The sequence below is a fragment of the Paenibacillus sp. NPDC058174 genome (assembly GCF_042883865.1).
Lineage (GTDB): Bacteria > Bacillota > Bacilli > Paenibacillales > Paenibacillaceae > Pristimantibacillus.
Map to the genome: position 1 here is coordinate 714,524 of NZ_JBHVUY010000002.1, position 26,899 is coordinate 741,422.

The window sequence follows — 26,899 nt, forward strand, 5'->3', positions numbered from 1 at the left end:
TATGAATAACAGCTTAAGCACGTTGCAATGGTTTATATTTATGATTACCAGCTCCATTGCGCTTCCGATCGTGATCGGCAGCGCATTTCATTTGTCTGCGGGAGAAATCGAAGGGCTTGTGCAAAGAACGCTGTTCATCGTTGGCCTGAGCTCGTTTCTGCAAGGCTGGATCGGCCATCGCATGCCGCTGATGGACGGGCCCGCAGGCTCCTGGGTTAGCGTATTTGTATTGTTCGCGGATGTTGCTGTCAGGCATGGCCAGCAGCCCTCGCAGTCGCTGCAACTGCTGGAGGGAGGCTTGCTCGTAGCCGGACTGCTGCTTATATTGCTTGGTGCAACCGGAGCGATCTATAAAATATTGCCCTTGTTTACACCGCTTGTTACCGGCACCTTCCTGCTGCTGCTCGTCGTACAGCTTAGCGGCGTGTTTTTGAAAGGGATGCTTGGCATCCATAATGATACAGACGTTCCGAATTACGGCGCCTCGCTCGTCGCTTTCGGCATTTTTGGCCTCGTCGTCTGGCTGTCGGCAAAAGGGAAGGGCTGGCGTAAAACGTATGCGATTCTCATCGGCATAGCGGGAGGCTGGATTCTCTTCGCTTTAATGGGCAAGGCGCCATTTTCGCTTTCGAACGGACATACGCCATTCGTTAAGCTGCCGGAGGCTTTCGCCTGGGGAGCGCCTGAATTTAATGCCGGCATCATTACAACGGCAGTGTTATTTACAATTACACTCGTATCGAATACAATAGCGGCCGTAACGGCGGTTAGTGAGCAGCTTCCCGAGGCAAGCAAGGATACGATGAAGAAAAGAATGAACCGGGCAAGCTTGCTTGGCGGTGTCTCGCATATGCTGACGGCTTCGGCCTCTACAGTAGGCGTCGTGCCGCTTCCGGTATCTGCCGGTTTCATCCGGATGACCGGGCAGCGGTCAAGAGGGCCTTTCCTCGCCGCATGTCTGCTGCTAGCAGGAATCGGGATGCTGCCTGTCGTGCTGCGCATCCTTTCACAGATTCCAGGACAGGTGGCAAGCGCTGTGCTGCTCGCTTCGTTCGTGCAGCTGGCAGGAATATCGTTCGCAAGCTTGTCCAAGGAAACAAACAGCCAGCGCGGGTTGACGATTCTAGGCGTCGCCGTGCTTGTCGGCATCGGCATTATGTTTCTGCCGTCCAATGCGCTGGCCGGACTGCCGCCTACTTTACAGGATGTTGTCGGGAACGGGCTGCTCGTTGGCACGCTAATCGTAATTGCCTTGGAACGGCTTTGGAAAAAGCCATCCGACGTCTTTAAAGAAGCGTCATGAGGCAGAGAATGTGTGAAGAACGACAAATTTTGACAACAGTAGTTCTTAAGTAGTACGATAGTAGTCTAATCAACCTAGACGGCTAACGGAGATGATAGGGATGGACAAGCAGTTTTTTGAAGAGATGAGAAAAATTAGCCATGAGGACGAAATGCGCTCCAAGCTGATGATGCATGGCATGAAAAGGCTGCTGGAGGAGAGGCAGGAGAAGAAAGTGTACCGCGGGCCGCTCGCTTTTTGGGCTCGCCGAAAGGCGCTGCGACAAGCTGAAACCTATGTCGCCCCGTGGAATTCGAACGACTCTATGACCCCTTAAAATACGGCAACACAAAAAAGTTGTGACTTTATGCCCGTGAATACGTATACAATCCTATAATATCCAATCGAGGGGAGATATGCGTATTGAGCAACTTTGGGTCACAGCCAGATTTGGAAGTCGTCAAGCCAAACCCTAAGACAGGCGGGAACGGGCCGATGAAGCCGGCAACGGTCGTTAAAATCGTCGTTGGCATCGCCGCTGCCATCATTATTGTAATGGCATTGTTCACATCATTTTACACGGTACAGGAACAGGAGAGGGCAGCGATTTTAACCTTCGGCACTTACACGGAGGAGAAAACCGCCGGTCTTCATTTCAAATGGCCTTATCCGATTCAAGACGTCGTCATCGTACCGGCAGAGCTTATCCAAAGTATTACGATCGGCTATCGTCAGCAGGGCGACAAAGTCGTACCGATTGATGAGGAAGCCATGATGATTACGGGGGACGAAAATCTCGTATCTGCAGATGCCGTCGTTCAGTGGAAAATAAGCAACATTGAAAAATACTTATTCAATATGGACAAACCCGAGCAGTTTCTGCGTAACTCGGCTTCGGCTTCCATTCGCTCTGTAATTGGCTCCGAGAAGCTGGATTACGCCATTACGGACGGCAAAACCGTCATTCAGGAGAAAGTGCGTGAACGGCTGGTGGAGCTTCAGGCGAAATACGATACGGGCATTCAAATACTCGGCGTGAAATTCCAGGATATTGAGCCTCCAAGCGGCCAAGTCGAGGAAGCGTTCCGTGAAGTAACGAATGCACGCGAAGAGAAGAATACAAAGATCAACAATGCTGCTAAGTATGAAAACGACCGGATTCCGAAAGCAAGGGGCGAAGCCCAAGCGCTTATCGAGAATGCGGAGGCGGAGAAAAAATCACGGATTTTGAACGCGCAGGGCGATGTGGCCAAATTTAATGCCATTTACAGCGAGTACGCGAAAAATCCTTCTGTAACAGAAAGCCGGCTAGTGCTGGAGACGCTGGAGAAAATTTTGCCGAACGCGCAAATTTTCATCACCAATACGAACAGCGATACGGTCAGCTATTTGCCATTGAATGAATTGATGAAGTCGAAATCTTCAAGCTCGCCATCCTCCACACAGGGAGGTGCGGCGCAATGAAGAATAAACAATGGATAATTATAGCAGGTGTTATTATAGTAGCGGTTCTGTTGTCCGGCTCGATGTTTGTCGTGAAGGAAGGCCAGTACAAGGTCGTCCTGAAGTTCGGCGAAGCCGTCCGCTATGCCGAAACGCCTGGGCTCAAATTCAAGCTGCCGTTCATTGAGAACGTCGTTGAATTGCCGAAGTACCAAATGACGTACGAGAGCAGCCCGACGAACATGCTGACGAAAGATAAGAAGCCGATCATTGTCGACAATTACACCGTATGGAGAATCAACAATCCGAAGCAGTTCAATCAGAAGGTGAAATCGGTTGGCGTCGGCATCCAGCGGATTGACGAAGCCGTCTACAACTCGGTGCGCCGTAAGCTGGCGGAGATCAACTTCGATGCTATTATTAGCGAGAACACAGCCCGCGGCAACATTAATGACGAGATCACGAAGGATGTAGCGGATGCGCTCACCCGTGATGAATACGGAATTGAGATTATCGACGTCCGGATTAAGCGTACCGACTTGCCGGAGAGCAACAAGCAAAGCGTATTCAACCGGATGATATCCGACCGTCAGTCGATCGCTGCGCGCTACTTGTCCGAAGGTGATGAGGAGTCGCGTAAAATTACTTCCAAGGCTGACCGCTCAGCGACGGAAATTTTAGCGCAGGCGGAAGCGGACGCGAAGAAAATTATCGCGGAAGGCGAGAACGAGGCAGCGAAGATCTATAATAACGCCTACGGTAAAAATCCGGAGTTCTACAGTCTGTACCGGACACTGGAGAGCTATGTGACGACGCTGCAAAATGAACCGGTCATTATGCTGCCGATCGATTCGCCATATGCAAAAATATTGTTAGGCAAGTAACAGCTATTAACCAGCAGTTGGCTTATCGCCAATAACAGGCGGTCTGCCCCGAATACAATCGGGAGCAGGCCGTCTTTTTATGTACACTCCTAGTTAAATGGAAGAGATTTAGAACAACCACAGTTAAATGGAGCGTATAATTGGCTCATTTCAATCAAGCGCTTACAAAGGCTGCATGATACAATAATACATAAGATAACAGATTAAATTCGAAACAGGAGAGGGTGTTCGAGTTTGGCTACATTTAGAATCGGCTTAGTCGGCTTAGGAAATATGGGTACGGGACATGCGAATTATTTGATTGAGGGCGGCATTAAAGGAGCTGAATTGACAGCAGTTACCGACGTTCGTCCGGAACGTCTGGAAGAAATTGCTGAGCAATGGGGCGAGCATATCCACCGCTTTGAATCGCCGGAGGAAATGTTCCGTTCCGGAACGGTAGACGGCGTTATCATTTGTACTCCACATTACGATCACCCGGCACAGGCGATTGCAGCATTCGAGCATGGGCTGCATGTGCTGATTGAAAAGCCAGCCGGCGTCTATACGCGCCAAGTGCGCGAGATGAACGAAGCTGCTGCCAAGAGCGGCAAAGTGTTCGGCATTATGTACAATCAGCGGACGAATCCGCTTTATGCGAAGCTGAAGGATCTGATTTCTTCGGGCGAGCTGGGCGAGGTGCGCCGTACGAACTGGATCATTACGGACTGGTACCGGACGCAAAGCTATTACAATTCCGGCGGCTGGCGTGCGACTTGGGCCGGCGAAGGCGGCGGCGTTCTGATCAATCAGGACCCTCACCAGCTTGATCTGTGGCAGTGGACGACCGGCATGATGCCGACCCGCGTACGCGCATTTTGCCAATTCGGCAAGCATCGCGACATTGAGGTGGAGAATGACGTTACTGCCTACGTGGAGTACGAGAACGGTGCAACGGGCGTATTCGTTACCTCTACGTTTGAATCGCCGGGCACGAACCGCTTTGAAGTATCGGGTGACCGCGGCAAGATCGTCATTGAGAACGGCAAGCTGACCTTCTGGCGCTTGCGCACACCGGAGTCTGAATTCAATGCTAATTTCAAGAGCGGCTTTGGTCAGCCGGAATGCTGGAAGTTTGATATTCCGGTACAGCATGGCGGCGGACAGCATAAGGAGATTACAGAAAACTGGGTAAGTGCAATCGTGAACGGTACGCCGCTTCTTGCCCCGGGTGAAGAGGGAATCAAAGGGCTGACGCTGTCGAATGCGATGCTGCTGTCCACTTGGACCGACAACTGGGTTGACCTGCCGATCGATGAAGATTTGTTCTATGAGAAGCTTCAAGAGCAGATCGCCAAATCGGAGTCGGCGAAAAAAGCTGATCATTATGAGACGTTAAGCGTGAAGGGCACGCATTAATATAACTTAACTTGCTGACGGACTCGTGTCGGCACCGGGAGGAGATTCAAGCAATGTCCACAGCAAACGGAATGAACTATGCGCCGCAAGGCAAGCCCCGTCCTGTCGTAAAGGCAGGTGAGTTCCCGTTCGCCGCCATGTCGCTTGACCATGGCCATATTTACGGCATGGTCAATGGCTTGCGGGAAGCGGGGGGCACGCTGAAATGGGTTTATGACCCGGACCCTGCAAAGCTTAAGGCCTTCCGGGACGTCTATCCGGAAGCGCAAGCGGCCGAGTCGCAGCAGCAGATTTTGCAGGATGCTGAAATTCAGCTTGTTGCAGCGGCGGCAGTGCCTAATGAGAGAGGTCCGCTTGGCATTAAAGTGATGGAGAGCGGCAAGCATTATTTTACCGACAAAACGCCGTTTACGACGCTGGAGCAGCTGGCTGCAGCTAAGACAGCCGCTAAGGCGACAGGGAAAAAATATGCGGTGTATTATAGCGAGCGGCTTCATGTGGAAAGCGCGGAATTCGCGGGCCAGCTCGTCCATGACGGGGCGATTGGCCGTGTAATTCACGTCATGGGGCTTGGCCCTCATCGGCTGAATGCGGCGATGCGCCCGGACTGGTTTTTCCAAAAGGAGAAATACGGCGGCATTCTATGCGATATCGGCAGTCATCAAATCGAGCAATTTCTATACTATGCAGGCTGTAAGGATGCAGTTGTACAGCACAGCAAGGTAGCCAACTACAACAATAAACAGTACCCGGAGCTTGAGGATTACGGTGATGCAACGCTGGTCGGCGACAATGGCGCGAACAATTATTTCCGCGTGGACTGGTTCACGCCGGACGGGCTGTCGGCATGGGGCGACGGGCGGACGATGATTGTCGGCACAAACGGTTATATCGAGCTGCGTAAATATGTGGATATCGCCCGCAGCGCATCGAAGGATCATCTGTTTCTCGTGAACGGGGAAGGCGAATTTAAAATCGATGTGCAGGATAAGGTCGGATTTCCGTATTTCGGAGCGCTTATTCTGGACTGCTTGAACGGTACGGAGCTGGCGATGACGCAGGAGCATACGTTCAAGGCGGCAGAGCTGTGCCTGCAGGCGCAGAAGCAAGCGATTCGGGTGGAATAGCGAAGCGATGACGAGAAGAGGAGAATGCACAATGAAGCTATCCGTATTTACAGTAGCGACTCCGGAATTGACGCCGGAAGAGCTGGCGGTTGCAGCACGCGAAGCCGGTCTGCATGCGATCGAGTGGCGGTACAAGGAAGCGCCGGAAGGTGCGGAAGGCATGCAGCCCTCGTATTGGGGGCATAATCGGAGTACGCTGCTGCCATCGGGCGGCGATGCGATGATCGACAGGCTGCGTCAGGCTGCGGAAGCACACGGGCTGAAATCGATCAGCGTCACTCCTTACCTGCAAGCGGGTGATCTGGAAGCGACGGAGGAAGTGTTGAAGGCGGCAAGCCGGATGGGCGCGTTGTATATCCGTCTCGGCGTGCCGGGCTATGACCGGAGCCGGCCGTTTGGCGAGCTGTTTGAGCTGGCCCGCCGCTATTTGCGCGAATCGGAGCAGCTTTGCAAGAAATACGGCGTCAAAGGGCTCGTGGAGACGCATCATCAGACGATCGCAGCCAGCGCATCCGCTGCATACCGTCTGGTCGAGGGGCTAGATCCGAACCATATCGGCGTTCTGTATGATCCGGGCAACATGGTTCATGAAGGCTATGAAAACTACCGGATGGGCATGGAGCTGTTAGGGCCTTATTTGGCACATGTTCATGTGAAGAACGCCGGTTGGCGGGAAGACGGCATCTCAGAAGAGGATGGCAGCGTTCGCTGGAAGTCGGAGTGGATCGGCTTGAAGAATGGCGTAGTGCCGTGGAAGCAGGTCATTGATGATTTGAAAGCGATTGGTTATGACGGATATCTTGGCGTTGAGGATTTCAGCGGCCAATTCCAGCAGTCTCCCACCATGCTGCAGCATTTCACTGAATATGTGAACGGATTGCTTCAGGAGAGCTAATCGTATGATGGATTACGGATATCGCTCGGAAGGGCCGATTGAACCGGTCTTTCATTCCCACACCAACTACGAGGTGTATTACTTTCATGAAGGCCAATGCAACTATTTGATTGGCGACAACATTTATCATATGGCTCCTGGAGATTTGATCATTATGTATGGCATGACGCTGCATTGTGCCAAAATCGATCCGTCCTTTCCCTACGTCAGGTCGATCATTCATTTCGATCCCGGAATTGTAAGGCCCTATGCGGAATTGCCGCATGGGGTCAATCTGCTGGAGCCCTTCGAGCAGTTGAGAAATTACCGCCTTCGCCTTCGCGGCGAAGATAAGGCGGAGGTTGAACGAATATTGGAGCTGATGCGCAGCTATCAGCTTCGTCAGGATGCAATCGGCGAGAACAGGCTTCGGCTTGCTTTCGTCGATTTGCTCTATTTTATTTTCGATTTATGCGCGCAGCCTCTGAAGGATCGTCAGGAGTACTCTTCCGATAAGGAAGCTTCAGTACAACGAATTATTTCGCTTTTGGAGCAAAGCTACAAGGATGATCTCCATATGGAGCAGCTTGAGGAGCAGCTGCATATGAGCAAATCCTATCTCTCGAAGCTGTTCAAGGAAGTAACGGGGGTTACGATTTTCCATTATATTTACCGGCGGCGGATTAACGAGGCCAAGATCCTGTTTCTGATGGAGCCGGAGCTGTCGGTTACAGAAGTGGCTTTCCGATTGGGCTTTAAACATCTGGCCCATTTCAGCCGGTTGTTCAAGCAGTTCGCCGGGATCACGCCAGAGCAGTTCAGACGCGGCGGCGAAGCACGGACTTTTGAATAAGCCGGCTGCCCTAGTCAGACGACAGGACCCTTTTTCCTGTAAAGGAGAGGGTCCTATTCGTGCTGCCTTGGTCAAGCGATTGCTTCAGTTTGCATAAATGCAGGGATCTCAGTCCGTCTAGCCCGTGGACGGGTTGTTCGGGGTATGGCCCTTCTGGTTCCGGTTGACAGCGGCTGAAGCGGCGACATTATTTTCGGCTTCGGCCGAGTTGACGCGGAACGCATGCATCTTGCCTTGGAAAGAACGTTTTTTGTTATGAGACATGGACGTTTCCTCCTTATGAAGCGATTGCCCGGACGAGCCGGGACAATTATAGAATGGCCTTTATGGACAGTTAATATCGGGGGTAAAATAAGTATGGACCGCCATCTGAACGGAAACAGGAAGTGATACTGAATGAAATATGAACTTGGCCCTTGCTTGCTGGCTCTCCGATTGTCGGAAGCCGGCATGACGGCAGAGCAACTGGCACAATTGCTGCAGTATAAGCCGGAGAGGCTTGTTGATTACATAGATAACAAAAGAATAATGCCTCTAAAAACGGCGATTGCCATTGCTGACACCTTAGGCTGCCGTGAACGTGATCTGTATGAGTTAAAACCACTTTAAAAAATCAGTTGCAAAAACTAATGTCATTAGTTATTATAAAACTAACGATATTAGTTTATAAGAGAAGGTGGTTAGCTATCATGCGAATGACAAAGTCCAATCAGGTTTATCAGCTCACCTACTTGCCGCATATATTTCCTGTAAATTGCTACCTCATTGAAGAAGAGGATGGTCTTACACTAGTGGATGCTGCACTCCCCAACAATACGGAGGCGATTATGAAAGCTGCTGAAGCCATTGGCAAGCCGATTGTCCGAATCGTGTTAACCCATGCGCACAGTGATCATATCGGCGCTTTGGACCCGCTCAAGGCCCGTCTTCCAGATGCGAAGGTCTATATTTCGGCAAGAGACGCCCGCCTATTGGCGGGAGATGCTTCGCTTGAACCGGGTGAAGAGCAGCTTCCGGTCAGAGGCGGTGTGCCAAAGCCGGGAGCCATTAAGACCGTGCCCGATGTGCAGCTGCTGGAAGGAGACCGGATCGGGTCGCTGCTGGCGATAGCAACTCCGGGTCATACACCAGGCTCGATGTCTTTTCTGGATACGCGCAGCCACACGCTAATAGCAGGAGATGCGTTTCAGCTTCGGGGAGGACTCGCTGTAAGCGGACAGCTTAGACCATGGTTTCCGTTCCCCGCCTTGGCAACCTGGAATAAACGGGCTTCATTGGAGAGCGCTCGCAAGCTGCTGGCTTACAAGCCTGCGGTTTTAGCAGTCGGGCATGGCAATTTGCTTCAGCAGCCTAGCGCTGCTTTGGTAAAGGCGATTGCGGAGGCCGAGCGAATACTGAAATAATGAAGATGAAATATCTAATGAATAGAGGGAATATAGATGTCGCCACGACAAGGACTGGATTTGCAGACAATATTGCAGGCAGCGGCAGAAATAGCCGACGAACGGGGGCTGCAGGAAGTAACGATGGCGCTGCTGTCGCAGAAGCTGGGCATCCGCTCGCCGTCGCTGTACAATCATGTGGAAAGTTTGAGCGGCTTGCGATTCAAGCTGACGCTGCACGGTTTGAAAAGCTTGAACGAGAAGATGCTGCGTTCGGCATTTGGCCGGTCGGGCGATGATGCCGTATTCGCTTGCGCCAAAGCATATATTGAATTTGCAAGGGAGCATCCCGGATTATATGAAGCGACGCTTGCCTCGCAAATCCATACCGATGATCCCGAGTGGAAAGCTTTAAGCAGTGAGCTGGTTCAGCAAATGATCGACCTGCTTCGGGCTTATGATTTGGAGCGGGAGGAAGCGATTCATCTCGTCCGCGGCTTGCGCAGCATTTTGCACGGCTTCGCTTCGTTAGAAAGAGCCGGCGGCTTCGGTATGCCGATCCAGCTCGATGACAGTATTAACCGGGTGCTTAGCGTTTATTTGCGCGGCATTCACCATCCGACCAAATAAATGCCTCTCTTTTCCGTCATATAACGTCAGTCCTCTGCAGTAAGTATAAGAAGCAGAATGGCGTTATAACGACTGGAAAAGGGAGGCGTTTTGCCGTGAACAATTTGCCGCGAAATTCATTGCTTTCGCTTGGAGGGCTGCTTTTCCCGATTATCGTGCATGGCATTCATATGCTGCTGCCGCTTATCGCAACAAGCGGAGCGACGCTTACGAGCAGCATACATAAACACCAGAACGGGGGACAAAGCTTGCAGGATCCGTTCATGGACGGTTTAATTCTCGGCATCACTATCGTATCTACCCTGTTTACCATATGGTACTTATACCGGATTTGGACGCGCAAAGATTGCAGCCGCACTGCCGCATGGAGCTACACGGCCATATCCGTGCTCTGCTTTGGCCTTATTTTATTCCTGATGTAAGAGCTGACCAGGCTCCTTCCTAACCGAATAAAATCGTTGTTGCAAGTCCTGCTTTTCTCTGTTCTAATGGAGTCAAATACATCATCTGACGAACGGAAGGATTAGCAGGATGGAGACCAAGGGCAGCATTCACAGATTCGGCATGAACATGACGCCGCGTGTCTGGCACAACTCCAAAATCGATTTTGGAGCCTCAATTATTTTCAGCCTTTTCAATGTCGTTTTCAATCAGTTTTTCAGTGCTTTTGCCCTTCAACAGGGGGCAAGCTCGCTCCAAGTCGGGGTGCTGTCAGCGGCTCCAGCCATCGGATTGCTATTTTCTCCTTTCTGGGCAAGCTGGATCGAGAGAACCGGCAACCCCAAACCCTTCGTGATGATACCGAATGCGATCGGCAGGCTGCTGCTTTTGCTGCCGGCCTTTTTCGCTTTTCCTTCCGTATACGTAGCGACAGCTGTAACCATTCAATTGCTGATGGGCATACAAGCCCCCGCTTACGCATCACTTGTGTCCAGCATGTATCCTGCTGAGGTAAGAGGACGGCTGATGGGCTATGTTCGTGTCGCTATGGGCATGCTGATGATTCCGCTGGCTTATCTGGTTGGAAGCTGGGCGGACGCTGCCGGCCCGCGTTTCCCGTTAATTTGCGCGGCTGCTGCCGGCTTCGCTTCCATTCTGCTGTTCAATACGGTGAAGATGCCGAAGAAGGCAGCGGCTAAGCCTGTTGGCCCGCCAAAGCGATTTTCATTCAAGGAGCAATGGACGCTTGTGAAAGGCAACCGGCTGCTTGCCGTTATGCTTGGCGCAACGATGCTGGCAGGCTTCGGCAATATGCTGTCCAATCCGCTTTATCAGATCATTCAGGTCGAGGTGCTGTCGCTTAGCAATTCGCAGATCGGCTTTGCCCGCGTCTCCTATTTTACGGCGCTGCTGCTGACATACTTAATCGCGGGCTGGGCTATCGATCGTTTTAATATGAAATACGTGCTGCTATGCGGTATTGCTGCATACGCCATCGTCCCGATGCTTTACGGCTTCTGGGGCACATATCCGGCTGTACTGCTCGGCAACGGCATACAAGGAATCGGCGAGGCGATTTGGGATATCGGCATCCTCTCCTTTATTTTTCGGCTGGCGCCGGGAAGAGAGGCGACAGTATTCGGCATTCATCTGATGCTGTTCGGCATTCGCGGCTCTATCGGACCGCTGCTCGGCGCAGGCTTGTACGATAGTCTGGAGCTACCGGTGCTTCTCGGAGCTGCATCAGCTTGCGGTTGGATTGGCACCATGATCTTTATTATTGGCAACTGGAATAAGGCCTCGGCCGCTATTGCCGTTAAGGAATCATCGCTATAGCTAAGCACATTTATCCGTTCATATGTCATTCATATTGCTTTGGTACAATCACTCCGCGATACCACTCGGTACGACAGAACGATGTCGTTCAATAATGAGGAAGGCGGTAGTGAAATGCAAATGAATAAATGGAAGATGGCGCTTGGCGCGGCGGTAATTGCAATGGCTTTGAGCGGCTGCGGGGCAAATGCGCAGACGGACGAGCCTGTAACCGCTAATGTCGGCGAGCTGCCGGACCAGCAGCGTCCCGGAGGGATGATGATGGGCGGGACGTTAGGCAAGATTAAATCGATTGACGGGCAGACGATTACGATGTTTGTCTCCTCATTCCAGCCAGGCAATCGAAATGGCGGCGAAGGCGGCCCTGACGGGAACGGTGCTGGAGGAGGCAGAGGCAATCAGGGAGAAAGGCCGCAGCGTCCAGAAGGGCAGGCTCCTCCCGAGGGCGGTATGAATTACGAGGATATGTTTACTGACGAGACGACAACTGTAACGGTTACGGATGAGACAAAGATCGTATCCACGACTTTCGAGAACAATGAGCGGCAGGAGACGGAGCAGTCGTTATCGGATTTGAAGGCGGACGATGTCATTACGGTAACGCTGAAGGAAGGAACGCAGGAGGCTGAGACGATTCGGATCGGAGGCTTCGGCGGTTTTGGCGGCGGAGGCATGATGGGAGGCGGCCGCCCGCAAGGACAGCAAGGTGACGGAGCGGCTGAGCAGACCGCGCAGTAGCAGCAGTAAAAGGCCTAGATTTGCATAGCAGCGGTTCAGTTACCGCTTCTTGCAGGTCTAGGCCTTTCTCTCCTTATAAGGGTCCATGGATTAATACAACGAGATCGTCAAAGTGTCTTTTTCGTACAAGGAATGAAGCGTAGCCTCACTGCCGTTAATCTCGACGCTGATCAGCGAGAGAATACAGTTCTTCAGCGCGTTTTTCCCTGTTACAAGTTTGCGGGTAAGCACGTCCGCCAGCTTGTCTATCGCTTTTTTGTTCGTATCGGTCAGGTAGACAGGAATCGTTTTGTTGTTGAACATAAGCATCGTTTTCATCATTGTTCCTCCACTCTATAATTGGGATTATGTTTTACGCCGTCTGGCGCAAGATGGCTTTAGAAACGGTTTTACTTCTATACGGACCTAATAGCAAAAAAGTTTCGCAGCCTATGACAAACTTTTATGTGATTGTGATTATTCAAATTGCAGTTTATCTGATTGTATTGTACACGATAAAGATTAATCATTTCTTAAAAATAAATTAGATTTTGGTTACAAAATGATGTCTGGGCCAGTCTCAGCCCTATTTTTATGCAGATTTGGACGTATTGTCTCTCTTTTATTAGGAAGAAAGCCGCTATAGGATGCTGAATTGCGGCGGCTATGAAGATGAAATACCCGTTGATGACCATCTTGAAACAGCCGGCAAATAAAATATTTAGCGGCTCTGTATGAGCTGGAAATGTATAACGATTGCGCTGCTTTGTATACTAATGAAGGCTGTTTCCCCAGCCCCTTGCCCGTTATTTGCGGACATTTGGAGCCGCCCGGCTTCAAATATTCTCTTTAAAATTGGCAAATGACAAAATCGCATATAAAAAGAGTAATAAATCACCTATTTTTTGCAGGAATAGAGTTTTATAATGAAAGACGAAAGCAAAAACAAACAGATTTTCAATCGAAGTAAGGAGTGTATATACGCATGGGTAAATTTCCAATCGGTCTGCAATTGTATACGCTGCGCGATGCGACAAGCGAAGATTTCGAAGGAACGCTGCGCAAAGTAGCGGCATTGGGCTATCAAGGTGTTGAGTTTGCAGGCTACGGTGATATCGAGGCAGAAAAAATGCGCGACCTGTTGCAAGAGCTTGAACTAACTGCAATTGGCAGCCATGTCGGTCTTCAACTGCTCGAGGAGCGGATCGATGAAGAAATCGCTTATCTGAAAACGATCGGCGCTAAGTATGCGAGCATTCCTTGGCTGACGGAAGACCAACGGAGCGCGGAGGCTTGGGCAACTCATTTCGTTAAATTCGAGGAGTATGGTAAGCGTTTCCGTGATGCCGGCATTCAATTGCTGTATCATAACCATGAATTTGAATTCGAAGTGTCGATTGACGGCCAATTCGTGTTTGACGCGCTGTATGAGCGCATTGGTTCCGATTTGCTGAAGGTTGAAATGGACATCGGCTGGGTTCAGTATGCAGGTCAGGACCCTCTCGAATATATCGCAAAATATGCAGGAAAACTGCCGCTTCTTCACTTGAAGGACTATCGCAAAGCAGCAGCGGGCATCGATACGGTTGAGCTTGGCCGCGGCGAGCTTCCGCTCTTGCCAATTATCGATAAAGCGTCGGTATCCGGCGTAGAGTGGATTATCGTGGAGCAGGACAACTGCGCGAATCCGCCGCTTGAAGCTGTAGCCGAAAGCATGCAGTGGCTGAAAGACAACTATTTGAGCAAATAATTTTAATTAAAGGGGCAGGGGAAAATTATGAGTAAAGTAAGAGTAGCGGTTATTGGCTGCGGTTCGATTTCGAAGCACCGTCACATTCCAGAGTATGTTTCCAATGAAAATGTTGAGCTTGTAGCGTTCGTTGATCCTGTAATTGAACGGGCTCAAGGTTATGCTGAGCAGCATGGCGGCAAAGCATTCGCTGATTATGAAACGATGCTGGCTGAAATTAAGCCGGATGCAGTAAGCGTATGTACGCCAAATGCAACTCACGCTGAAATTTCGATCGCAGCTGCAAAAGCTGGCGCGCATGTACTGGTTGAAAAACCGATGGCATCGACGGACGAAGAAGCAGCAGCTATGATTGAAGCGGCAGCAAGCAACGGCGTGAAGCTGATGGTCGGACATAACCAGCGCTTTATCCCTGCTCACGTAAAAGCAAAGCAAATTTTGAAATCCGGCGTGCTGGGCAAAGTGCTGACGTTCAGAACTTCCTTCGGCCACCCGGGTCCGGACGGCTGGAGCATCGACGGTGCAGGCAGCTGGTTCTTCCGTAAAAATGAAGCGATCATGGGCGCAATGGGTGACCTTGGCGTACACAAATCCGACTTGATCCGCTGGTTGCTTGATGACGAAGCGTCTGAAGTTGCTGCATTCATCGCAACGTTGGACAAACCGGGCGATGTGGATGACAACGCATCCGTACTCGTTCGTATGAAAGGCGGCTCCATCGGCACTTTGGTTGCCAGCTGGACGTACTACAAAGGCGAAGACAACAGCACAGTTCTGTGGTGCGAGAAGGGCGTAATGAAGATCGGTACAGATCCGGAAGATCAAGTTATCGTCGAGCTGCGCAACGGAACGGTTGAGAAGCATAAAGTAGGCGCGATCTCCACGAACGAGAAGCAGCTTGCGAGCGGCGTAATCGATGCTTTCGTCGATGCGATCGTTAACGACACTACGCCTGAAGTAACTGGCGAAGAAGGCCGCAAATCGCTGGCTGTCATTTTGAGCGCATTTGAATCGCAAGCTTCGGGCAAATTTGTCGAAGTGAAGTAAATAGGTTATTGTCTCTCATACCTGCGACGGAGTGAAAATTCCATCGCAGGTATTATTTTTAATTTAGTATTATATATTGTATAATAGTAATCAGTAGAGCATAGAGGGGCGATACGGATGAACGTGCAATTCAAGAAAGGCGTGCTTGAGGTATGCGTACTCGTTCTTGCCTCAAGCGAGGACCGGTACGGCTACGAGCTTGCGGTGAAAATTTCGGAGAAATTCGAAGTAGCCGTAGGCAGCGTATACCCGCTGCTCAACCGGCTGACGCAGGAAGGATATTTCTCCACGTATTTGAAGGAGTCGACAGAAGGACCTCCGCGCAAATATTATCGGTTGACGGAGCAGGGCTGGCATCATATGCGCTTACTCATCAAGGAATGGTCCGCTTTCACCAGTGCTGTAAATGAAATTATTGAGGAAGGAATGAGACTGTGAGCAGCATAACAAGAGACAGTTATATGAAGGAATTGGAGAGTCTGCTGCAGAAAGTGCCAGAGCCGCTGCGCAAGGAATGGCTGTATGACTATTACATTCATTTTCAACAGGCTTACGAGAACGGACAAACGGAACAGGAGGCAGCGGCTGAGCTAGGAGATCCTCGGCTGATTGCCAATGAGCTGCTGCTCAGCTACCGGGTGGCACAGGCTGAGTCCAAAAACAACGTCGGCAATTTGTCTAGAGCGGTATTTGCAACGGCAGGAATGGGACTTTTTAATTTAATATTCGTGCTAGGGCCTTATATCGGAATAGCAGGCGTATTGTTCTCGTTATGGGGAACCACAGCGGCACTTGCTCTGGCAGGTGTAGCTGCCGTTATCGACAGCCTCTGGAACGGAACGTTCTCCATCGGGCAGGCGGTATCACTAGGCCTCATCTGCCTGTCGTTATCGATGCTGATGGCCATTGGAGTGCTCAAGCTGACGAGAATGTTTTTCACGGCTACGTTAAAATATTTGCAATTCAATACGCGTGTTATTAGGGGGGCAGGCAAATGAGGAAATGGGTCGCCAGCGCTTTAATCATTTTAGGAATAGGCATTATCGGCGTTCTTCTGACGTTTGATCGCGACGAGATATGGAACTTTGGCACAGAGCCGTATTCAAAGAGTGAGACGATCGATGCCAGCTCAGCCCAAAATATCGCAATCGAGACAAAATCGATCAACGTCAACGTCATTCGAGGCACCGGAAAAGAGGTTGTTGCCCGTCTGGAGGGCCGGGCCAGTGCGAATTATGCTGACCGCTTCGATATGGATGTTGAACAGTCGGGCGATACGCTGCACATTACAGGCAAGTATAAGGACGGCTTTATGATCGGGTTTAACTTCGAGAACATTAAGCTTGTCGTCGAGCTGCCGGAGAAGGCATGGAAGCAGTTCGAAGTGAAATCTGCCAGCGGCAATATTCGTTTAGCGGATATTCAAGCGGATAAGCTCGATTTGTCGAGCAATTCCGGCAATGTTAAGGTAGAGGACTATACGGTAAATCAGCTTGAGTTTGCTATGGCGAGCGGCAATATTGTATTAGAAGAGGGTAAAGGCGAAATCAAAGGAAATACGAATAGCGGCAATGTGCGTATTAATTCGGAGCAAATTTTGCATCCTATTACAGTGAAGGTCCGCACAGGCAATGTCGTCATTGCAAGTGAGAATGAGCCGGAATCGGCTAAAGTCCAATTCCGCACAGGCTCCGGGAATAGTAAGGTGAAATGGAACCATTTCAACACAGTAAATGACAACGAGGATGCGATGGACGGGATTGTCGGCTCTGGCAGCGGCAATATCGTAATCGATGTTGAAACGCGTACCGGCAATTTGCGGATTCAATAAATAACGTGCCAGCAAGAAATAAGCGGTTCCTATGGTCATCATGGATGATCGGGAATCGCTTTTTTGTGATAGATGCCAGATACATACGGAAAAATGCTGAACTTATGAGGTTGAATCGCATGAAAACGCATTCTGAACGGATTCTAATCTTGCTTCTGTGATATACGCTGCGTATAGCAGGATGGGATGCGTTTCGTTCAAGCTAGACGCAATAATAAGCTTGAATGATAAAAATGAGCGCATTCTCATAAAGGTGCTGAACTGCCTATTAAGCCTATGAAAACGCGCTTTTTACCAGTTTTTGAGCCGTGAAACCCCCTTGAGGCCATGTTACGATAGGTTGCGTCAGGAAGCACAGCAATCCACAATTTGCAAATCCATTGCAAAAAAACATACAACCTTGAGGAGGATGATTTACATGAAGATGCAAACATTACGAGTAGGTGTCGCGAGCTTAGCAGCAGCAGCTTTGATCAGCGTAGGGGTAACGGCTCCAACTGCAGGTGCAGCACCAGCTGTGAAGACAAACTCCAATGTATTGACGCTTAACCAAGATCTTATTAATCAAATTGCTCAGCAATACGGTATTGATTTGAACAAAATTTCGTTCGGCGGCATTACAATTAAGCTTCCTATTAATATCGGCGATGTGAACGGCGGCAACAGCGGTACAGGCACGACGACGAAGCCGGAAACAGGCAATAACGGTTCGGGTTCGACAACGAAACCTGGAACAGGCAATAGCGGTTCGGGTTCGACAACGAAGCCTGGAACGGGCAACAGCGGTTCGGGTTCGACAACGAAACCTGGAACAGGCAACAGCGGTTCGGGTTCGACAACGAAACCTGGAACGGGCAACAGCGGTTCGGGTTCGACAACGAAACCTGGAACAGGCAACAGCGGTTCGGGTTCGACAACACAACCTGGAACAGGCAATAACGGCTCGGCATCGATGTCCCAGTTCCAACAGCAAGTCGTGGATCTGGTTAACCAGGAACGTGCTAAAGCGGGATTGTCCCCGCTGGCCGTAGACAGCTTGCTGACTAAAGTTGCAACGGAAAAAGCAAGAGACATGGATGTTAACCACTACTTTAGCCATACGTCGCCGACTTATGGATCTCCATTTGATATGATGAAACAATTTGGCGTAACTTATTCCTATGCTGGTGAGAACATTGCTGCCGGTCAAAGAACGCCGCAAGAAGTAATGACAGCATGGATGAACAGCCCGGGTCACAAAGCGAATATTTTGAACGTTAACTTCAAAAAAATCGGTGTTGGCTATGTTAACAACCAATGGGTACAAGAGTTCACTGGCTAATTAAATTGAGCATGGCGTCATGCTGAATGCATGGCGCCTTTTCTTTTATACGACATATAACGGTTTTGGGAATACCCCGTACTTAAATCTAAGTCTGGCTATTATTGAGGCTGGACGCAAGGAGGATGTTTGACTTGAAAAAATCCGCCATTACAGCAGCAGTTCTAGGCTTATCCCTTATGCTCACCGCAGCCCCAGCTTTTGCAGCCACAGATGCAGCTCCGGCTTCGCATACGATTAAAGAGGGCGATACGTTCTGGAAGCTGTCCCAGCAATATAAAGTCAACTTCGAACAATTGGTGAAAGCTAATGAGAAGCTTGATCCGCAAAATCTGACTATCGGTTCTAAAGTGGTTATTTCAGCCCCGACAGAGAAGAAGGAAAGCAAGCCAAGCGCCAAATCTGATGCGTCAGCGAGTCAGAAGACGGTTCAAGCGCAATCGGTTACGGCAAGCAATGGCACTGTACATGCCTTTAGCGACAAGCTGCAAGTAAAAGCGACAGCTTATAGTGCTGCGGCGTCAGAGAACGGCAAATGGGGAGCAGTCGATTACTTCGGCAATCCGTTGAAGGTCGGGACAATTGCCGTGGATCCGAACCTGATTCCGCTTGGAACGAAAGTATACGTTACCGGGTACAGCCATGACGGCTTGCCAAGCGGGGGCATGATTGCAACTGCTTCCGATATGGGCGGAGCGATTAAAGGGAACCGTATCGACATCTTTGTTCCTGGCAGCACGACACAAGCCAGCACATTTGGCATACAAGATGTAAGTGTCTATATTTTAAAATAGTTGATCGAATAGAAAAGGCGCGGTAGTTCTTGCTGGACAAGGACTACCGCGTCTTTTTCTTATTTTTGATTTTTGTAGGCGGGTTTGCCAAGCAGCTCGGGCAGGGTGACGAATTCATAACCTTTTTGCCTGAGTGAAGAGATTAGCCTCGGAAGCGCATTAACCGTTCCCGACAAATCTTGGCTGGAGCCGCCTCCGGCATGCTGTAAGATAATCGATCCCGGCTGGAGTGTTCTTCTGATGTTGCGCAGTACCGTTTCCGTTGAAGGGTTGTTGCGCCAGTCTACAGAATCGACATCCCAGTTCACGACTACGAATTGGTTCTTCTTGGCCCAAGCCACCTGAGCAGGAAGGATTTCGCCATAGGGAGGCCGTATGTAGCGCGGATGATAACCAATAATGCCGTTTACGATGGCATCGGTCCGGCTTATTTGTTTACGAAAGGCTTCTTTAGACAGCTTGGACATAACCGCGTGGTTGTAAGAATGATTGCCGACGGCATGGCACTCACGGCTCATCCGCCGTACAAGGTCCGGTTTTTGCGCCGCTCTAGAGCCAACTACGAAGAATGTTGCGCAAACATCGTATTTGGCCAATACATCCAATACAGCTGGTGTAAACCTTGAATCGGGCGCATCATCAAAGGTCAACGCTACCCTTTTCTTATTTCGCGGGCCATGGATTACAAAGGTGCCGGGAAATTGCTTTTGCAGCTTGCTCCATGACATATCCGGCTTGCGCGCCTTCGCTTTTTCTTTCTTTTTTGTTGTTTCTCCATGTGCTGCTTCGATCTTTGTATGTTCGAAGACGGAGGCTGCTGCTGCGCTTCCGGGACTCCATAATTGAATAGGAATGAGGATTGCCGCTGTCAATAGGACTGCTCGCGAGTATTTTTGCAAGTTGGAGACAAGGTCCAACGCCATCGTATGTATGTACCTCCCTTTATAGTTGCTGTCCGGCTATTGTTCCACCGTGTCATTCTTTCATGCATAAAAGCAACAAGAAAGGCCATCGTCTTGGGAAGACGATGGCCTTTCTTATGTGGAAGCTTTATTTCATCTTGAATACTTGAATTGTACGCTGCAGCTGGGTTGCCATTTGCAGCATGCGCTCCGTCTCAACGACAACATCCTGTACGGAGGAAATTTGCTCGTTCATGGATGCAGATACTTGCTCCGTTCCAGCAGCGGACTGCTGCGTAATGGAAGAAATATTTTGAATCGCGTCGGAAATTTTTCTTGCACTGTCCAGCATCGCATCGCTTTCACTTGCAAAAGCAGCAATCTGTTTCGTAATAAACTGTACGCTTTGTACAATTTCTACAAATACTTGCTCCGATTCACGAATGCGTTCGGTTTGCAGCTGTACGACTTCTTCATTGATTTTCATATTCTCGATCGTATGTTTAATGCCTTGGTCTATGCTCTTAACTAAGTTGAATACTTGCTTGGTGGAAGATGTCGATTCCTCGGCAAGCTTGCGGACTTCTTGTGCGACGATCGCAAACCCCCGGCCGTGCTCGCCTGCACGGGCCGCTTCAATGGAAGCATTCAAGGAAAGAAGGTTCGTCTGCTCGGCAATATCCGAGATCGTCTTCGTAATGGCGGAGATGCCTTGCGCCTTGCGCGCGAGCTCAGTAATCGTCTCCGATACATTGGCTGTAGCTTCAACGTTGCGGCGCATCCCTTCGGATTGAACTTCCAGAGCCTCGCGGCCTTTATCGACTAGCTGAAGCGTCAGCTCGGACCGCTCGTTCATTTCCTTTGTGGATTGCGCGTAGCCTGCAACCATCTTCTCAATCTCTACAATCGAGTCGCTCATATCGGAGACATCTTCGGAAATTTCATTAGCTCCGGTAGCAAGCTCATTGGAAGAGGCAGCCACCTGTTCCATCGCTTCTTTAATATGTGTGTTGCGCTCGAAGATGCTTCTGCTTGTCTCCGAGACATGCTTGGTAATGCTGGACGTTTCAGTTAAGATGTCGCGCAGCTTGTCGATCATGCTGTTGAAGGCATGGCCGAGTTCGCCTAATGCGGCATTGGACGTATCAATCTTTTGTGTAAAGTCGCCTTTGGAAATACGGAATGCGGCGGTGGACATTTCCTCGTAAGCGCCGCTTAAGGAGCGCTCAATGAAGGCGACAAGCGGATAAGCAGCTGCAGCCAATATGACCGCAACGATTATTCCCGCTACTACAGATCCGCCGGTAAACGAAAGCACTAGGACCATAGCAATGGTGAACAGCGCCAAAGTAAAGTAAGTCGAAATCAATAGCTTATTACGTACCGATAACGAATAGTACCATTGGATCATTATGTAAGCGCTCCTTTAAATTTAATATCCATATTATAGCACCGGCATGTCGATTGGTCTATAAAAATGAATGCCGTCAAATTATCAATAATAATGATGAATTCTGACGAGAAATGCTGTAAGACGATAACGTATTTTATCGAATTATGGAATTTTTATTATTTACTATATTGTAAATTAATTGAAGTGGACATATAATCATACTTGAGAACTAGTTGTAAACATACGGTTTAATTATAGAAAGGAGGAAAATAAGTATGAATATGGATGCTATGCCGTTGGCAAGGCAAGTTGATTTCGTGTTTAAACAGCTGGAGGAAGAGCTGGTAAATTCACCTGCGGGTACCGTAATGATACATATCCGCAACAATGCTATTGGGAAATTTGGCCTCAGGCAAAACCCGATCGAGAGTAAAAATGGGAGTTTCGAAAAGCTGGAGCGAGGGATGACGCCGCTGCAAGTACAAGCTTTTCGCAAAATGGCCATTGATGCTTTACAGTTCAGACGCAATTGGACGCATGGTGAAATTATGTATGATTTCGCTGTCAGGCCAAGCTCGGGGACTTGGTCGGCTAGCATCTGTTACGAGTCCAATTACAATACGTCGAATTGGAGCTATCGTTATCAGCCCAAAGCCCCATCTATGCGCGAGAGTTACCGGGATAACATGGAATCTTAATGGAAGAGAAGGCAAAAAGGGCCGCTGATCGGGATCAGCGGTCCTTTTTGCTGTTATTTGGTTCTCTTATATGGTCTTGGCTATGATCATGCGTATGCGGGTGAAACGCGTGACCGGTGGCTGAGCTGGAGCCAGGCAGCAGAAAGCCCAAAAGCAAAGGCAGCAGAAACAATGTGTATATGAGCAGGCTTTTGACCATGCGGCTTGTATGGGAATGCACGTTATGCTCATGATTATGATCGTGATTATGGGCATGATCATGATCGTGATGATGACCGTGCCCGCATTCGCAATCGATGGCGGATTGTGATTGCGCCGGCTTAAGCGCTTCATAGGCCTGGTGAATGGCAGCGGCCAGCAGGCCAAGTGAGGAAAGCTTTACGTAAAACTCCATACTGGGCTCGACGAATGAGGAAAGCTGTCCCGTATGATTAAAGTAGGCAATTAACATTGCAAAGCCCGACAACAATGCGGCCCTTATCCAGCGGTCATTCATAGAAAAGCCTCCATGAGCCAAGCACCAGCCAACACCAAAGCAAAGGTCAAGGCAATGAGCGCGGCTACGATTTTCAGTTTAAAGGCCGACAGCATCATCATCGTATTTTTCAAATCGATCATCGGTCCGAAGACAAGGAAAGCAAGCAGCGGACCTGTACCGAATATGCCATTGAATGAAGCTGCGATAAAGGCATCGGATGTCGAGCAAAGGGACAGCAGAAAGGCGAAGCCCATCATGAACAGGTAGGAGAATAGAGGTTGATCCGAAACGGCGGTCAGAACGCTTTTATCAATAAAAGTCTGAATGATCGCCGTCAGCATGGCACCGAAAATTAAATATTTGCCCATCTCAAAAAACTCGTCTGCAGCATGTCCAAGCGTCGCTGACAATCGGGATCCCCAGCTTGCGCGGCCTGCAGACGGTGTTGACGATGACCCGTAATGACCGGCTCCTTCATGGATAAATACCGTTGGATGCTCCTCTTTAAGCGGATTGGCACGCATGAAACGATAAAATAACAATCCGATGATGACGGCAATAACAAATGCCAGTCCGATTCGAGAGTAGGCGATTATTGGGGCTGAACGAAAGGCTGAGTACGTCGAAGTGAAAACGATGGGATTGACGACGGGCCCAGCTATTAAGTAGACAATCCCGATATAGGCTGGCATTCCTTTCCGGATCAGCCGGCGGACGACAGGAATCATGCCGCATTCGCATAATGGAAACAGCAAGCCGAGAAGAGCGCCGAACAGCACGCCAATAACAGGATTCCGGGGTGTAAATCGTTGAATTATAGCATCGGTTACGAAGACTTGCAGCAGTGCAGAGAATAGCACGCCAAGCAGAATAAAAGGGAAAGTTTCTAATATAAGGGATAGAAACAAGGTTTTAAACGTTTGCAAGTTGGGGTCATTCAGCAGCGCTCCGGACCAAGGCTGGTTAGTAATCAAGAGCGACAGCATAATGAGGCAGCCTGCGCCAAGCAGCGGAGGACCGAATTTTAAAATAAGCTTAGTCATAGCACGACTCCTCTGAGCCAAGGCAAATTTATTATTAATCAGTCTATGCGCAACCAGGCGGGTTAGGACAACTTTATTGCATGTTGAATTTGGATAATATTTCATATCCCTTGACTTTCCGTCTTAGGAGGGTATAATCGTTGTAAATGCGATGATGGGAACAAGTAAGTTTAGGTGTTGATGCGTCCAGAGAGCCGGTGGGTGGTGCGAACCGGTGCAAGCCTAATGCTGAATGGATCCCGGAGCGGAGAGCGGAAAGCGGTATGATCGGTGCCGTCTATGCTTATCCGGCTGTTCTCCGTTACGGAACAAATGAAGGCTGTTGCCGATAGACGCTGACCAACGATTAGGCGGCGATACGGGAACAGCGAATTAGGGTGGCACCACGGTCCCTCGTCCCTTGCGGCGGGGGATTTTCTGCGTTTATAAACAGGTATGTACGTGATTACCAAAGGAGTCGATAACGATGGGTAGAGTATTGTCAGGCATTCAGCCAAGCGGCCAGCTGACGCTGGGGAATTATATCGGAGCGATGCAAAATTTCGTCAAGCTGCAGCATACAGAGGAATGCTTCTTCATGGTCGTGGATCTTCATGCGATCACGGTGCCGCAGGAGCCGGCTAATTTGCGGGAGCAGACGGAGGCGGTAGCTGCATTGTTTATCGCAGCAGGAATTGATCCGTCCAAAGCAAATGTATTCGTACAATCGCATGTTCCGGCACATGCGGAGCTGGGATGGTTGTTGACGACGCTTACGAATATGGGCGAGCTTGAGCGGATGACGCAGTTCAAGGACAAGTCTGCAGGCAAAGATTCCGTTGGCGCCGGGCTGTTCGTCTATCCTTCGTTGATGGCGGCCGATATTCTTGTCTATAATTCGAATCTTGTGCCGGTAGGCGAAGACCAGAAGCAGCATCTGGAGCTCACGCGCGACTTGGCGCAGCGCTTTAACTTCCGATTCGGCGAATATTTCACGATTCCGGAGCCTTACATGCCGAAAGTCGGCGCGCGTATTATGTCATTGGATGATGCGAGCAAGAAGATGAGCAAAAGCAACCCGAACGCGGGAAGCTTCATCGCCTTGCTGGATCCGCCGGATGTCGTTCGTAAAAAAATTAGCCGTGCCACGACAGATTCGGGACGCGAGATTAAATATGACCCGGCGAATAAGCCGGAGATTAGCAATCTGATGAGCATCTACTCGCATTGCGCAAATCTGTCGATGCAGGAAATTGAAGCCCGTTATGAAGGACAAGGCTATGGTCCGTTCAAAAAAGATTTGGCGGAGCATGTCGTAGCAGTGCTGGAGCCGCTGCAAGCGAGATACAATGAAATCCGGAGCTCTGGCGAAATTCATAACATTCTGAAGCAAGGCGCCGAGCGGGCAGCGGTTATTGCAAACCGTACGGTAGCTGAAGTGAAAGAAAGAATGGGCTTTATCGCTCCAAAATAGTTCATTAACAGTGAAAAGGGCCTATGCGATTATCTTATCGCATAGGCCCTTTTCCCGCTATCCGCGCCGCCGCAATCTCGCTTTGACGATAAAGCCGCTTCCGATCATAAATAGCGTGAGAACGCTCATTAACAGTGCCAGCCAGCCGTTGACGGAAATGGATACAGCCGTTGCAAGCATAAATAAGACGGACAGGACGGCGAACAACAGAGACATCGGTTTGGACATGTTCAAACTCTCCTTCATAGCGAAATAAAATAATTTTAGAATGTAGCATAGTTTGCGAATGGGTGAGCATAATAAGTTTGCAAGCTTGCAAAACACACAAAAGTTCCTATACTGAAAGGAGAAATTCCGCATGGCTAGCAACAAAAGCAGCAATCAATTGGTGGTACCTCAAGCTCAACAAGCTCTCAATCAAATGAAAATTGAAGCAGCACAAGAGCTGGGTGTACAAATTCCAGCGGACGGTTACTATGGTAACGTTACATCACGCGATGCAGGTTCATTGGGCGGATACATTACTAAAAAGCTTGTGCAACTTGCCGAGCAACAACTGTCCGGCGGTTCCAGCAACCTTCGCTAAACTTTTCTATACACATGAGTTTTACCTCAAGCTCAAGGGAAACCTTGAGCTTTTTTGCAATTTACGTTGTTAACACAATAATAAGAAAGCCCCTTTATTGTCCATCAGGGGCTTTCCTAAAGTCAATACCAATCATTTCTTCATTAATAGGAGTTCATCCGAAGCCGCTTCATCAGCCGCTCGTCGCTTAACCAGCCTACATAGGAGCCGACCGTCTGATAATCACGGTCCATAAGAAGAACGCCGACGAACGGGTATTGCTTGCGGTGCCTGTAACGTACATCAGACCAGCGCACCTCGTATCCCCAATTATGCTCCTTTACTTCGGCACATGCAAATTTAGTGAAGTAGAGGAAGGAGCGTATTGCAGGATCATTTCTTGATTTGGAAACAGCAGGATGGTCGGAGCACTTGACCTGGTCCACCCAATTTAAGTTTCCGCCTCTAAGCTCGCCTATCTTGTAGCTGCCGTCTTCAATATGCTTCACAACGTTCCAGCCGGTTAGAGATATGGTCGGGATGACGATATGGAAGTCAGTATCAAGCTTTTGCGTATCAAGCTTCTGTACCGTTCGAAGCGTGGACCGCTGGGCAATCGTCCGCCAAACGAAATAAACGGCCGTAAGGGCATAGAGTGAGGAGAAGATCGCTGCCGCACTCCATAATCCGATTGCCCAAAGCGCGATAGCGATGATATGGGTAATAAAAATAAACGGATCAAAAATATGGATGATATTCCAGGAGATCCATTTATCTGTAAAGGGACGCATGGCCTGCGTGCCGTAAGCATTGAACAGGTCGGTAAATACGTGAACACATACCGCAAGCAGTATCCAGGAGCCGATATGAAGCCAAGGGAGGCTTCCGCGGTAGACCAGTTGAAGAATGCCCGTAATAAGCACAGTCCAGATTGCGATAGCGGGCAAGGAATGGGAAACGCCGCGATGGTTGCGGATGTAGCTGGCATTGCCTTTGAGACGTAATATGGTATCGAAGTCAGGCGCTTGCGAGCCAACTACGGTGCCGATTAAGACGGCAGTATGAATTGAGGGACTGGATGCAATAACCGGGTCTACGGTTGCCAAGCCGGCCAAACCGATTCCCATGACGAGATGCGTGCCTGTATCCACGGTGTGGTCCTCCTTCTTAGGTTGCGCTGCAATAATTCCGCGAGTTAAATGTAGTATCAACGGAGAGAACCGACTTTATCAATGGAACGGAAGCCAGTATAATTTGG

General features: G+C 49.7%; 32 protein-coding genes and 1 other annotated feature. Of the genes, 24 read left to right on the forward strand and 8 right to left on the reverse strand.

Annotation, left to right across the window (positions count from 1 at the left end):
* The first annotated feature begins 1 nt into the window (after position 1).
* The 8 genes from ACFVVF_RS14705 to ACFVVF_RS14740 all read left to right on the forward strand — a co-directional run bounded on the left by ACFVVF_RS14705 (position 2) and on the right by ACFVVF_RS14740 (position 7,861).
* Positions 2-1,303 carry a purine/pyrimidine permease gene (locus tag ACFVVF_RS14705; protein ID WP_387810628.1) on the forward strand — a complete coding sequence of 434 codons (1,302 nt, stop codon included), beginning with the start codon at positions 2-4 and terminating at the stop codon, positions 1,301-1,303.
* A gap of 124 nt (positions 1,304-1,427) precedes the next feature.
* Positions 1,428-1,619 carry a hypothetical protein gene (locus tag ACFVVF_RS14710; protein WP_387810631.1) on the forward strand — a complete coding sequence of 64 codons (192 nt, stop codon included), beginning with the start codon at positions 1,428-1,430 and terminating at the stop codon, positions 1,617-1,619.
* Between the two features lie 86 nt (positions 1,620-1,705).
* Positions 1,706-2,746, forward strand: coding sequence for an FtsH protease activity modulator HflK (gene hflK, locus ACFVVF_RS14715; protein WP_387810634.1), 1,041 nt, complete (start codon positions 1,706-1,708; stop codon positions 2,744-2,746).
* Positions 2,743-3,609 (forward strand): protease modulator HflC, encoded by an 867-nt coding sequence (gene hflC / locus ACFVVF_RS14720; protein ID WP_387810636.1) that lies wholly within the window; start codon positions 2,743-2,745, stop codon positions 3,607-3,609. The genes hflK and hflC overlap by 4 nt, the downstream gene beginning before the upstream one ends.
* A 234-nt stretch (positions 3,610-3,843) precedes the next feature.
* On the forward strand, positions 3,844-5,007 hold the full coding sequence (locus tag ACFVVF_RS14725) for a Gfo/Idh/MocA family protein (protein WP_387810639.1): 1,164 nt from the start codon (positions 3,844-3,846) through the stop codon (positions 5,005-5,007).
* A 53-nt stretch (positions 5,008-5,060) separates the two neighbouring features.
* On the forward strand, positions 5,061-6,134 hold the full coding sequence (locus ACFVVF_RS14730) for a Gfo/Idh/MocA family protein (RefSeq protein WP_387810641.1): 1,074 nt from the start codon (positions 5,061-5,063) through the stop codon (positions 6,132-6,134).
* Between the two features lie 31 nt (positions 6,135-6,165).
* Positions 6,166-7,029, forward strand: coding sequence for a sugar phosphate isomerase/epimerase family protein (locus tag ACFVVF_RS14735; RefSeq protein WP_387810643.1), 864 nt, complete (start codon positions 6,166-6,168; stop codon positions 7,027-7,029).
* Positions 7,030-7,033: 4 nt separating this feature from the next.
* Positions 7,034-7,861, forward strand: coding sequence for a helix-turn-helix transcriptional regulator (locus tag ACFVVF_RS14740; RefSeq protein WP_387810646.1), 828 nt, complete (start codon positions 7,034-7,036; stop codon positions 7,859-7,861).
* Positions 7,862-7,978: 117 nt separating this feature from the next.
* Here ACFVVF_RS14740 and ACFVVF_RS14745 read toward each other — a convergent pair whose 3' ends face one another.
* Positions 7,979-8,125 carry a hypothetical protein gene (locus ACFVVF_RS14745; RefSeq protein WP_188888474.1) on the reverse strand — a complete coding sequence of 49 codons (147 nt, stop codon included), beginning with the start codon at positions 8,123-8,125 and terminating at the stop codon, positions 7,979-7,981.
* A 132-nt stretch (positions 8,126-8,257) separates the two neighbouring features.
* Here ACFVVF_RS14745 and ACFVVF_RS14750 point away from each other — a divergent pair, with 132 nt between their 5' ends.
* The 6 genes from ACFVVF_RS14750 to ACFVVF_RS14775 all read left to right on the forward strand — a co-directional run bounded on the left by ACFVVF_RS14750 (position 8,258) and on the right by ACFVVF_RS14775 (position 12,387).
* Positions 8,258-8,470 (forward strand): helix-turn-helix domain-containing protein, encoded by a 213-nt coding sequence (locus tag ACFVVF_RS14750; RefSeq protein ID WP_387810649.1) that lies wholly within the window; start codon positions 8,258-8,260, stop codon positions 8,468-8,470.
* 80 nt (positions 8,471-8,550) lie between these two features.
* Positions 8,551-9,264, forward strand: coding sequence for an MBL fold metallo-hydrolase (locus ACFVVF_RS14755; protein WP_387810652.1), 714 nt, complete (start codon positions 8,551-8,553; stop codon positions 9,262-9,264).
* A 36-nt stretch (positions 9,265-9,300) separates the two neighbouring features.
* Positions 9,301-9,873 carry a TetR/AcrR family transcriptional regulator gene (locus tag ACFVVF_RS14760; RefSeq protein ID WP_387810655.1) on the forward strand — a complete coding sequence of 191 codons (573 nt, stop codon included), beginning with the start codon at positions 9,301-9,303 and terminating at the stop codon, positions 9,871-9,873.
* A 95-nt stretch (positions 9,874-9,968) separates the two neighbouring features.
* Positions 9,969-10,295, forward strand: a complete 327-nt coding sequence (locus ACFVVF_RS14765) for a hypothetical protein (RefSeq protein WP_387810658.1) — start codon at positions 9,969-9,971, stop codon at positions 10,293-10,295.
* A 109-nt stretch (positions 10,296-10,404) separates the two neighbouring features.
* Entirely contained in the window at positions 10,405-11,649 is a 1,245-nt protein-coding gene (locus ACFVVF_RS14770) for an MFS transporter (RefSeq protein WP_387810660.1), read from the forward strand.
* Between the two features lie 114 nt (positions 11,650-11,763).
* On the forward strand, positions 11,764-12,387 hold the full coding sequence (locus ACFVVF_RS14775) for a hypothetical protein (RefSeq protein WP_387810663.1): 624 nt from the start codon (positions 11,764-11,766) through the stop codon (positions 12,385-12,387).
* A 90-nt stretch (positions 12,388-12,477) separates the two neighbouring features.
* On the opposite strand, the gene ACFVVF_RS14780 is transcribed toward ACFVVF_RS14775, so the two are convergent.
* A complete protein-coding gene (locus ACFVVF_RS14780) occupies positions 12,478-12,705 on the reverse strand; it encodes a hypothetical protein (protein WP_042165606.1) in 228 nt (75 codons plus the stop codon).
* A 646-nt stretch (positions 12,706-13,351) separates the two neighbouring features.
* Between ACFVVF_RS14780 and ACFVVF_RS14785 the strand changes: the two genes are divergently transcribed.
* The 7 genes from ACFVVF_RS14785 (at position 13,352) to ACFVVF_RS14815 (ending at position 19,109) form a co-directional block, all read left to right on the forward strand.
* Positions 13,352-14,116, forward strand: a complete 765-nt coding sequence (locus ACFVVF_RS14785) for a sugar phosphate isomerase/epimerase family protein (RefSeq protein WP_387810666.1) — start codon at positions 13,352-13,354, stop codon at positions 14,114-14,116.
* 27 nt (positions 14,117-14,143) lie between these two features.
* The gene (locus tag ACFVVF_RS14790) at positions 14,144-15,163 is read left to right on the forward strand and encodes a Gfo/Idh/MocA family protein (RefSeq protein ID WP_387810669.1); all 1,020 of its coding nucleotides are present in this window, start codon (positions 14,144-14,146) and stop codon (positions 15,161-15,163) included.
* A gap of 117 nt (positions 15,164-15,280) precedes the next feature.
* Complete coding sequence (locus ACFVVF_RS14795) at positions 15,281-15,601, forward strand: PadR family transcriptional regulator (RefSeq protein WP_387810671.1); 321 nt, start codon at positions 15,281-15,283, stop codon at positions 15,599-15,601.
* 23 nt (positions 15,602-15,624) lie between these two features.
* A complete protein-coding gene (locus ACFVVF_RS14800) occupies positions 15,625-16,161 on the forward strand; it encodes an HAAS signaling domain-containing protein (protein WP_387810674.1) in 537 nt (178 codons plus the stop codon).
* Complete coding sequence (locus tag ACFVVF_RS14805; protein WP_387810676.1) at positions 16,158-16,994, forward strand: DUF4097 family beta strand repeat-containing protein; 837 nt, start codon at positions 16,158-16,160, stop codon at positions 16,992-16,994. Before ACFVVF_RS14800 ends, ACFVVF_RS14805 begins: the two co-directional genes overlap by 4 nt.
* A gap of 418 nt (positions 16,995-17,412) precedes the next feature.
* Complete coding sequence (locus ACFVVF_RS14810; RefSeq protein ID WP_387810679.1) at positions 17,413-18,315, forward strand: CAP domain-containing protein; 903 nt, start codon at positions 17,413-17,415, stop codon at positions 18,313-18,315.
* A 125-nt stretch (positions 18,316-18,440) separates the two neighbouring features.
* Positions 18,441-19,109 carry a 3D domain-containing protein gene (locus tag ACFVVF_RS14815; protein WP_387810682.1) on the forward strand — a complete coding sequence of 223 codons (669 nt, stop codon included), beginning with the start codon at positions 18,441-18,443 and terminating at the stop codon, positions 19,107-19,109.
* 59 nt (positions 19,110-19,168) lie between these two features.
* Here the strand turns inward: ACFVVF_RS14815 and ACFVVF_RS14820 are convergent, their stop codons facing one another.
* Both ACFVVF_RS14820 and ACFVVF_RS14825 read right to left on the reverse strand, forming a co-directional pair.
* The gene (locus ACFVVF_RS14820; protein ID WP_387810685.1) at positions 19,169-20,032 is read right to left on the reverse strand and encodes a polysaccharide deacetylase family protein; all 864 of its coding nucleotides are present in this window, start codon (positions 20,030-20,032) and stop codon (positions 19,169-19,171) included.
* Between the two features lie 127 nt (positions 20,033-20,159).
* A complete protein-coding gene (locus tag ACFVVF_RS14825; RefSeq protein WP_387811504.1) occupies positions 20,160-21,419 on the reverse strand; it encodes a methyl-accepting chemotaxis protein in 1,260 nt (419 codons plus the stop codon).
* A 260-nt stretch (positions 21,420-21,679) separates the two neighbouring features.
* Here ACFVVF_RS14825 and ACFVVF_RS14830 point away from each other — a divergent pair, with 260 nt between their 5' ends.
* Positions 21,680-22,102: an O-methyltransferase gene (locus ACFVVF_RS14830; RefSeq protein WP_387810687.1), complete on the forward strand. Its 423-nt coding sequence runs from the start codon at positions 21,680-21,682 to the stop codon at positions 22,100-22,102.
* Between the two features lie 34 nt (positions 22,103-22,136).
* Here the strand turns inward: ACFVVF_RS14830 and ACFVVF_RS14835 are convergent, their stop codons facing one another.
* Both ACFVVF_RS14835 and ACFVVF_RS14840 read right to left on the reverse strand, forming a co-directional pair.
* Positions 22,137-22,598 carry a DUF1980 domain-containing protein gene (locus tag ACFVVF_RS14835; RefSeq protein WP_387810690.1) on the reverse strand — a complete coding sequence of 154 codons (462 nt, stop codon included), beginning with the start codon at positions 22,596-22,598 and terminating at the stop codon, positions 22,137-22,139.
* Positions 22,595-23,623, reverse strand: coding sequence for a permease (locus ACFVVF_RS14840; protein ID WP_387810693.1), 1,029 nt, complete (start codon positions 23,621-23,623; stop codon positions 22,595-22,597). The genes ACFVVF_RS14835 and ACFVVF_RS14840 overlap by 4 nt, the downstream gene beginning before the upstream one ends.
* Before the next feature lie 142 nt (positions 23,624-23,765).
* Positions 23,766-24,027, forward strand: a binding site (T-box leader).
* A gap of 62 nt (positions 24,028-24,089) precedes the next feature.
* On the opposite strand from ACFVVF_RS14840, the gene trpS reads away from it, so the two are divergent.
* On the forward strand, positions 24,090-25,076 hold the full coding sequence (gene trpS, locus ACFVVF_RS14845) for a tryptophan--tRNA ligase (protein WP_387810696.1): 987 nt from the start codon (positions 24,090-24,092) through the stop codon (positions 25,074-25,076).
* Between the two features lie 57 nt (positions 25,077-25,133).
* Here trpS and ACFVVF_RS14850 read toward each other — a convergent pair whose 3' ends face one another.
* Complete coding sequence (locus ACFVVF_RS14850; RefSeq protein ID WP_387810698.1) at positions 25,134-25,304, reverse strand: DUF5325 family protein; 171 nt, start codon at positions 25,302-25,304, stop codon at positions 25,134-25,136.
* A gap of 130 nt (positions 25,305-25,434) precedes the next feature.
* Here ACFVVF_RS14850 and ACFVVF_RS14855 point away from each other — a divergent pair, with 130 nt between their 5' ends.
* On the forward strand, positions 25,435-25,662 hold the full coding sequence (locus ACFVVF_RS14855) for an alpha/beta-type small acid-soluble spore protein (protein WP_387810701.1): 228 nt from the start codon (positions 25,435-25,437) through the stop codon (positions 25,660-25,662).
* Between the two features lie 143 nt (positions 25,663-25,805).
* Here ACFVVF_RS14855 and ACFVVF_RS14860 read toward each other — a convergent pair whose 3' ends face one another.
* Positions 25,806-26,792: a metal-dependent hydrolase gene (locus tag ACFVVF_RS14860; protein ID WP_387810704.1), complete on the reverse strand. Its 987-nt coding sequence runs from the start codon at positions 26,790-26,792 to the stop codon at positions 25,806-25,808.
* Positions 26,793-26,899: the final 107 nt, after the last annotated feature.

Bases quoted from the DNA above. Each gene is read 5' to 3' on its own strand.
- ACFVVF_RS14815 (WP_387810682.1), top strand. From the start codon at position 18,441: ATGTTTGACTTGAAAAAATCCGCCATTACAGCAGCAGTTCTAGGCTTA.
- ACFVVF_RS14805 (WP_387810676.1), top strand. From the start codon at position 16,158: ATGAGGAAATGGGTCGCCAGCGCTTTAATCATTTTAGGAATAGGCATT.
- ACFVVF_RS14760 (WP_387810655.1), top strand. From the start codon at position 9,301: ATGTCGCCACGACAAGGACTGGATTTGCAGACAATATTGCAGGCAGCG.
- ACFVVF_RS14855 (WP_387810701.1), top strand. From the start codon at position 25,435: ATGGCTAGCAACAAAAGCAGCAATCAATTGGTGGTACCTCAAGCTCAA.
- trpS (WP_387810696.1), top strand. From the start codon at position 24,090: ATGGGTAGAGTATTGTCAGGCATTCAGCCAAGCGGCCAGCTGACGCTG.
- ACFVVF_RS14835 (WP_387810690.1), bottom strand. From the start codon at position 22,598: ATGAATGACCGCTGGATAAGGGCCGCATTGTTGTCGGGCTTTGCAATG.
- ACFVVF_RS14755 (WP_387810652.1), top strand. From the start codon at position 8,551: ATGCGAATGACAAAGTCCAATCAGGTTTATCAGCTCACCTACTTGCCG.
- ACFVVF_RS14750 (WP_387810649.1), top strand. From the start codon at position 8,258: ATGAAATATGAACTTGGCCCTTGCTTGCTGGCTCTCCGATTGTCGGAA.
- ACFVVF_RS14790 (WP_387810669.1), top strand. From the start codon at position 14,144: ATGAGTAAAGTAAGAGTAGCGGTTATTGGCTGCGGTTCGATTTCGAAG.
- ACFVVF_RS14740 (WP_387810646.1), top strand. From the start codon at position 7,034: ATGATGGATTACGGATATCGCTCGGAAGGGCCGATTGAACCGGTCTTT.
- ACFVVF_RS14735 (WP_387810643.1), top strand. From the start codon at position 6,166: ATGAAGCTATCCGTATTTACAGTAGCGACTCCGGAATTGACGCCGGAA.
- ACFVVF_RS14705 (WP_387810628.1), top strand. From the start codon at position 2: ATGAATAACAGCTTAAGCACGTTGCAATGGTTTATATTTATGATTACC.
- ACFVVF_RS14820 (WP_387810685.1), bottom strand. From the start codon at position 20,032: ATGGCGTTGGACCTTGTCTCCAACTTGCAAAAATACTCGCGAGCAGTC.
- ACFVVF_RS14850 (WP_387810698.1), bottom strand. From the start codon at position 25,304: ATGTCCAAACCGATGTCTCTGTTGTTCGCCGTCCTGTCCGTCTTATTT.
- ACFVVF_RS14810 (WP_387810679.1), top strand. From the start codon at position 17,413: ATGAAGATGCAAACATTACGAGTAGGTGTCGCGAGCTTAGCAGCAGCA.
- ACFVVF_RS14775 (WP_387810663.1), top strand. From the start codon at position 11,764: ATGCAAATGAATAAATGGAAGATGGCGCTTGGCGCGGCGGTAATTGCA.
- ACFVVF_RS14795 (WP_387810671.1), top strand. From the start codon at position 15,281: ATGAACGTGCAATTCAAGAAAGGCGTGCTTGAGGTATGCGTACTCGTT.
- ACFVVF_RS14800 (WP_387810674.1), top strand. From the start codon at position 15,625: ATGAAGGAATTGGAGAGTCTGCTGCAGAAAGTGCCAGAGCCGCTGCGC.
- ACFVVF_RS14840 (WP_387810693.1), bottom strand. From the start codon at position 23,623: ATGACTAAGCTTATTTTAAAATTCGGTCCTCCGCTGCTTGGCGCAGGC.
- ACFVVF_RS14770 (WP_387810660.1), top strand. From the start codon at position 10,405: ATGGAGACCAAGGGCAGCATTCACAGATTCGGCATGAACATGACGCCG.
- ACFVVF_RS14785 (WP_387810666.1), top strand. From the start codon at position 13,352: ATGGGTAAATTTCCAATCGGTCTGCAATTGTATACGCTGCGCGATGCG.
- ACFVVF_RS14830 (WP_387810687.1), top strand. From the start codon at position 21,680: ATGAATATGGATGCTATGCCGTTGGCAAGGCAAGTTGATTTCGTGTTT.
- ACFVVF_RS14745 (WP_188888474.1), bottom strand. From the start codon at position 8,125: ATGTCTCATAACAAAAAACGTTCTTTCCAAGGCAAGATGCATGCGTTC.
- ACFVVF_RS14730 (WP_387810641.1), top strand. From the start codon at position 5,061: ATGTCCACAGCAAACGGAATGAACTATGCGCCGCAAGGCAAGCCCCGT.
- ACFVVF_RS14710 (WP_387810631.1), top strand. From the start codon at position 1,428: ATGAGAAAAATTAGCCATGAGGACGAAATGCGCTCCAAGCTGATGATG.
- ACFVVF_RS14780 (WP_042165606.1), bottom strand. From the start codon at position 12,705: ATGAAAACGATGCTTATGTTCAACAACAAAACGATTCCTGTCTACCTG.
- hflC (WP_387810636.1), top strand. From the start codon at position 2,743: ATGAAGAATAAACAATGGATAATTATAGCAGGTGTTATTATAGTAGCG.